Origin of the sequence: Halanaerobium sp. MA284_MarDTE_T2, assembly GCF_003337245.1 — a bacterium.
Classification (GTDB): Bacteria; Bacillota; Halanaerobiia; order Halanaerobiales; family Halanaerobiaceae; genus QPJE01.
This window is the reverse complement of sequence record NZ_QPJE01000068.1, coordinates 1-1,218: the sequence shown is the minus strand read 5'-3', so window position 1 is coordinate 1,218 and position 1,218 is coordinate 1. Positions and strand designations below refer to the sequence as shown.

Here is a 1,218-nt window from a genome sequence, read left to right as displayed (position 1 = left end):
TATATTTTAAGGAGGACAAAAAAGATGGCAAAAAAGAAATTTGAAAGAACAAAACCACATGTTAACATAGGAACAATAGGACATGTTGACCATGGGAAGACAACATTAACAGCAGCAATAACAACAGTACTTGCAAATTATGGTGGGGCAGAGGTAAGAGCCTTTGACTCAATTGATAATGCACCAGAAGAAAAAGAAAGAGGAATCACAATAGCTACATCACACGTAGAGTATGAAACAGAAAAAAGGCATTATGCTCACGTAGACTGTCCAGGGCACGCAGATTATGTAAAGAATATGATAACAGGAGCAGCTCAGATGGATGGAGCAATTCTTGTAGTATCTGCAGCAGATGGACCAATGCCGCAGACAAGAGAGCATATTTTGCTGGCCCGTCAGGTAGGAGTACCATCGATAGTAGTCTTTTTAAACAAAGCAGATATGGTAGATGATGAAGAGCTAATAGAATTGGTAGAGATGGAAGTAAGAGATTTATTAAATGAATACGAATTTCCAGGAGACGAGGTACCAGTAATAGTAGGATCAGCCCTAAAAGCATTAGAGAATGGAGATCCGGAAGGAGAATGGGGCAAGAAGATAATAGAGCTAATGGACGCAGTAGATGAATATATTCCAGAGCCGCAGAGAGAGACAGACAAACCATTTTTAATGCCGGTAGAGGATGTATTTTCAATCACAGGGAGAGGAACAGTAGCGACAGGACGAGTAGAGAGAGGAACACTACATCCACAGGATGAGGTAGAGATAGTAGGGATAAAAGATACAACAAGCACAGTAGTAACAGGAGTAGAGATGTTCCGTAAGCTGCTGGATGAAGCAGTAGCAGGAGACAACATTGGAGCATTATTAAGAGGAGTAAAAAGAGACGATATAGAGAGGGGACAGGTACTGGCGAAGCCGGGAAGTATAACACCCCATACAAAGTTTAAAGCAGAGGTATATGTGTTGAGCAAAGAAGAGGGAGGAAGGCACACCCCATTTTTTGATGGATACCGACCCCAGTTTTACTTCCGTACAACAGATGTAACAGGAGACATAAAGTTACCAGAAGGAGTAGAGATGGTAATGCCAGGAGATAATATAGAAATGATAGGAGAACTGATTACTCCAATAGCTATGGAAGAAGGACTGCGTTTTGCAATCCGTGAAGGTGGCCACACAGTTGGTGCCGGAGTTGTTACCGAAATTATTGAGTAA

1 protein-coding gene is annotated in these 1,218 nt (G+C 41.6%); it reads left to right on the top strand.

Going from position 1 to position 1,218, the window contains the following annotated elements; all coding sequences use genetic code 11:
* Positions 1-24 precede the first annotated feature (24 nt).
* On the top strand, positions 25-1,218 hold the full coding sequence (gene tuf / locus DFR78_RS11865) for an elongation factor Tu (RefSeq protein WP_114459032.1): 1,194 nt from the start codon (positions 25-27) through the stop codon (positions 1,216-1,218).

Coding starts and splice junctions, on each gene's coding strand:
- tuf (WP_114459032.1), top strand. CDS start 25: ATGGCAAAAAAGAAATTTGAAAGAACAAAACCACATGTTAACATAGGA.